5 protein-coding genes are annotated in these 4,509 nt (G+C 73.2%); 4 read left to right on the top strand and 1 reads right to left on the bottom strand.

The genetic code is table 11. The features are described from left to right. The 4 genes from egtA to egtD all read left to right on the top strand — a co-directional run. On the top strand, window positions 1-1,227 hold a 1,227-nt coding region (gene egtA, locus ABZE72_RS15870; protein ID WP_372730006.1), incomplete at its 5' end, for an ergothioneine biosynthesis glutamate--cysteine ligase EgtA. Next, window positions 1,220-2,485: an ergothioneine biosynthesis protein EgtB gene (egtB, locus tag ABZE72_RS15865; protein WP_372730005.1), complete on the top strand. Its 1,266-nt coding sequence runs from the start codon at window positions 1,220-1,222 to the stop codon at window positions 2,483-2,485. The genes egtA and egtB, both read left to right, overlap by 8 nt. Continuing rightward, the gene (gene egtC / locus ABZE72_RS15860; RefSeq protein WP_372730004.1) at window positions 2,478-3,170 is read left to right on the top strand and encodes an ergothioneine biosynthesis protein EgtC; all 693 of its coding nucleotides are present in this window, start codon (window positions 2,478-2,480) and stop codon (window positions 3,168-3,170) included. The genes egtB and egtC overlap by 8 nt, the downstream gene beginning before the upstream one ends. Beyond that, window positions 3,170-4,150, top strand: coding sequence for an L-histidine N(alpha)-methyltransferase (gene egtD / locus ABZE72_RS15855; RefSeq protein ID WP_372730003.1), 981 nt, complete (start codon window positions 3,170-3,172; stop codon window positions 4,148-4,150). The genes egtC and egtD overlap by 1 nt, the downstream gene beginning before the upstream one ends. Before the next feature lie 33 nt (window positions 4,151-4,183). On the opposite strand, the gene ABZE72_RS15850 is transcribed toward egtD, so the two are convergent. Then, the coding region (locus ABZE72_RS15850; RefSeq protein ID WP_372730002.1) for a lipopolysaccharide assembly protein LapA domain-containing protein at window positions 4,184-4,509 on the bottom strand (326 nt) is incomplete at its 5' end.

Genomic DNA, 4,509 nt, shown 5'->3' with positions numbered 1-4,509 from the left:
GAGGGAGCACTCCTCGACGCTGCCGACCCCCGCGGCCATGCGCACGCCCACGTGGCCGCCCAGGCACTCCGGTCCGGCAGCGAGCGACGCGTCGGTCTGGAGCTCGAGTTTCACCTGATCGACCTGGTCACCCCGCTGCGGCGGCCCACCTGGGCGGCGATCCAGTCGCTGGTCGACCGCCTGCCCCCGATGCCGTCGGGCAGCTCGGTCACTCTCGAGCCCGGTGGCCAGATCGAGCTCTCCACTCCGGTGAGTCCGGACGTGAGCTCGGCGGTGGCTGCACTGCGCGAGGATCGCTCGGCCCTGCGCGCCGAGCTCGCCGAGCGGCGGTACGGCGCCGTACCGCTGGGGGCCGACCCCGCCCGCCCGGTCCGGCGGATCAACCCTGGCGCACGGTACGTCGCCATGGAGCGGCACTTCGCCGCCATGGGGTGCGAGCTGGCCGGGCGTTCGATGATGTCGTCGACCGCGGCGCTCCAGGTGAACCTCGACGCCGGGCCCGCGTCGGGCTGGACCGAGCGACTGGCCCTGGTCCGGTCGCTGGTTCCGCTGCTGGTCGCGCTCTCCTCGACCTCGCCGTGGCTCGGCGGCCGCACGTCCGGCTGGCACTCGATGCGCCAGGAGACCTGGCACGGAATCGACCACGGGCGCAGCGACCCGATCCGCGCCGGCGAGCCGACCTCCGCCTGGGCGGACTACGCCCTCGCGGCGCCGGTGATGCTGCTGCGTGGCGGGGGGCTCAGCCCGGTCACCGACCGGCTCTCCTTCGCCGACTGGTTGCGCGAGCCCGCGCGGATCGGTCGACCGGCGACGTTGGACGACCTCGACTACCACCTGACCACGCTCTTCCCGCCGGTGCGCCCCCGCGGCTACCTGGAGATCCGGTGCATCGACTCGCTGCCCGACCGGTGGTGGCCGGCCCTGGCCGCGATCGTGGTGACCCTGGTGGACCACCCGCTGGCCGCCGAGGGGGCCGCCGATGCCTGTGCGCCGGTCGCGACGGCCTGGGAGTCGGCCGCCCGCACCGGCCTCGCCGATCCGCCGTTGCGCCGCGCCGCCGCCACCTGCCTGGATCTGGCCGCCCTGCACTGCCCGCCCGACCTGAAGGCCGAGGTCGAGGAGTTCGTCGAGCTCGTCGCCGCCGGTCGCACCCCCGGTGACGACCGGCGCGCGCAGGTCGAACGCTCCGGTGCGCTGCACGTCCTGGAGGAGGAGGCCCGTGCGTGAGGAAGCCGCCCGGGGGCTGGAGGACGCCCGCCGTCGGACGACCAGGCTGACCGACATCGACGAGCCCGAGCTCACCACCCAGCACAGCCCGCTGATGAGCCCGCTGGTCTGGGACCTCGCGCACATCGGCCAGCAGGAGGACCTCTGGCTGCTCCGGGGTGGCGACAGCCGGGCCCAAGGACTGCTCTCCGCCCGGGTCGAGCAGCTCTACGACGCCTTCGAGCACCCGCGCGCCAGCCGGGTGAGCCTGCCGCTGCTGACGCCCGCCGAGGCGCGCAGCTACCTGGCCGACGTCCGTGGCCGCGTCCTGGACGCCCTCGAGCGGGCCGACGACGACCGGATCTTCGACTACGTGATGGTCGAGCAGCACGAGCAGCAGCACGTGGAGACCATGCTCGCCACTCACCAGTTGCGTGACGGCGCCCCGATCCTGGGGGCGGGATCACCCCTGCCGCCCGGCCGGGACGTGCCGCACGACTCCGTGCTGGTGCCGGCCGGATCCTGCACGCTCGGGGTGGACGCCCGCGACGAGCCCTGGTCGCTGGACAACGAGCGGCCCGCGCACACCGTGGACCTGCCCGCCTTCCGGATCGGTCGGGTGCCGGTCACCAACGCCGAGTGGCAGGGCTTCGTCGATGCCGGCGGGTACGACGAGCCGCACTGGTGGTCCGAACGAGGCTGGAAGCACCGCCAGGAGGCGGAGCTCGAGCGGCCGCTCTTCTGGTCCGCAGGCGCCTCGCGGCGTCGCTTCGGCCACCACGAGGACATCCCCGCCGACGAACCCGTCCAGCACGTCAGCTTCTTCGAGGCCGAGGCGTACGCCGCGTGGGCCGGCGCGCGCCTGCCCACCGAGCAGGAGTGGGAGAAGGCCTGCGTCTGGGACCCCGGGCTCGGCCGCCGACGACGCTGGCCGTGGGGTGACTCCGACTGGACGCCCGCCCTGGCCAACCTCGGCGGCGACGCTCTCGGCCCGGCGCCGGTGGGCGCCTACCCGGCCGGCGCCTCGCCGTACGGCGCCGAGCAGATGATCGGCGACGTCTGGGAGTGGACCTCCTCCTCGTTCGAGCCCTGGCCCGGTTTCACCCCGATGTTGTACGCCGACTACAGCGCGCCCTTCTTCGGCGGTGACTACCGGGTCCTGCGGGGCGGTTCCTGGGCCGTCGGCGGCGCCTCGATCCGACCGTCCTTTCGCAACTGGGACCACCCTGTCCGCCGCCAGATCTTCTGCGGCCTGCGATTGGCCTGGGACGTTGTGTAGGCACCTGGCCTGGCTGGGGGAGCCGCGCTCGGTCGCGGACCTCGTGCTGGAGCGATCGCACGGCCTGCTCACCCAGTCCTGGGCACCCCGCCGCCAGACGCGGGGGATCATGAACGCCGACGGCTGGGGGGTCGGCTTCTTCGCCGAGGGCCGGGACGAGCCGGTCCGTTGGCGCTCGGCGAAGCCGTTGTGGGCCGACGCCTCCTTCGCCTCGGTGGCCCCCGTCCTCGTGTCCCGCGCGGTGCTGGCCGCGGTCCGCTCCGCGACGGCCGGCATGCCGATGGACGAGAGCGCGGCGGCACCGTTCACCGACGGGCGTTGGCTGCTCTCCCACAACGGCCGGGTGGACCGGAGCGTGCTGCCGGCCCGCAACGACGCCGAATCGGTCTGCGACTCCGCCGTCCTGGCGGCCCACGTCTTCGCGGAGGGCGTGGACCGGGTCGGCGAGACCGTGCGCAAGGTCGCTGCTCTCGACCCGGGCGCCTCGCTCAACCTGCTGCTCACCGACGGTTCCCGGATCGTCGGCCTCACCTGGGGCGACCCCGCCGGCTATCTCGTCGAACCGGACGGGGTGGTGGTGGCCAGCGAACCGTGGGACGACGACCCGCGCTGGGTCGACGTCCCCGACCGACACCTGATCGAGGTGACCCCGGGCGGGGTGACCGTGACCGCACTGGAGAGCTGATGACCCACGCCGTCGACCCGGACGTCCACCTCGACCCGGACGCGTTGGCCGAACAGATGGCCCGCGAGGTGCGGGCCGGTCTGACCGCGACCGAGAAGACCCTGCCGCCCAAGTACTTCTACGACGCCCACGGCAGCGACCTCTTCGACCGGATCACCCGGCTGCCGGAGTACTACCCCACCCGCACCGAGCGCCGGATCCTCGAGGACCGTGCGGCAGAGATCGCCCAAGCGACCGGCGCGCGCACGCTGATCGAGCTCGGCAGCGGCACCTCGGAGAAGACCCGGCTCCTGCTGCAGGCGCTCTCCGGGGCCGGCACCCTGGAGCGTTTCGTGCCCTTCGACGTGGACCCTGCCGTGCTCACCGTGGCCAGTCGGCAGATCGCCGCGGAGTTCCCCGACGTCGCGGTGGCGCCCGTGGTGGGCGACTTCGAGAGCCACCTGGTGAACCTGCCGGGCGGTCCGCAGCGGTTGCTGGCCTTCCTCGGCTCGACGATCGGCAACCTGGATCCCACCCAGCGTTCCACGTTCCTGGGCGACGTGCGCACCACCCTGGCCGACGGCGACGCCTTCCTGCTCGGCACCGACCTGGTGAAGTCCTCCGCGCGACTCGTCGCGGCGTACGACGATGCCCAGGGGGTGACCGCCGCGTTCAACCGGAACGTGCTCGCCGTGCTGAACCGCAGTCTGGGCGCGGACTTCGACCTCGACGCGTTCGAGCACGTCGCGCTCTGGAACGAGCGGGAGGAGCGGATCGAGATGCGGCTGCGCTCGTCCCAGGACCAGGTGGTGCACCTGTCGGGGCTGGACCTCGAGGTGAAGTTCGGCGCGGGGGAGGAGATCCTGACCGAGATCTCCTCGAAGTTCCGGCGCGAGACGGTCGCGGCCGAGCTCGCGGCGGCAGGCCTGCGGCTGACCCACTGGTGGACCGACGAGAACGGCGACTTCGCGCTGTCGTTGTCGGTGCCGGCCCCGGACTGACCCGACACGCGGCCGTCGACGCCGGGGCGGGTCTCAGACCCGCTTCGTCGCCTTCTTCTTGTCCTTGCGGACGCGACGGCGCAGTTGCAGGATCCGCAGGGTGCCCGCGGCGGCGGTCAGGAAGAGCCCTCCGGCCGCGGCGGCGAGCAGCGCGACGGACAGCGGCGCGCGGCCCTGCCAGTTGAAGAAGGTGACGCTCACCTCCTGGGTGTTCTGCGAGATGAAGACGATCAGCAGGACCAGCACGATCCCGAGCACCACGACGCCCACCCCGATCCCCCTGGCCCGGGACCCGCGCAGCGGGACCTCGGTCGCGGCCGCCCGGGTATCCGCGGGGGTCGCGCGGCCGGTGGGCTCCT

This window comes from Nocardioides sp. (genome assembly GCF_041600255.1).
In the GTDB taxonomy this organism is placed as follows: domain Bacteria; phylum Actinomycetota; class Actinomycetes; order Propionibacteriales; family Nocardioidaceae; genus Nocardioides.
Note: the sequence above shows the minus strand (reverse complement) of the source record. Positions and strands in the feature narration are given on the sequence as shown.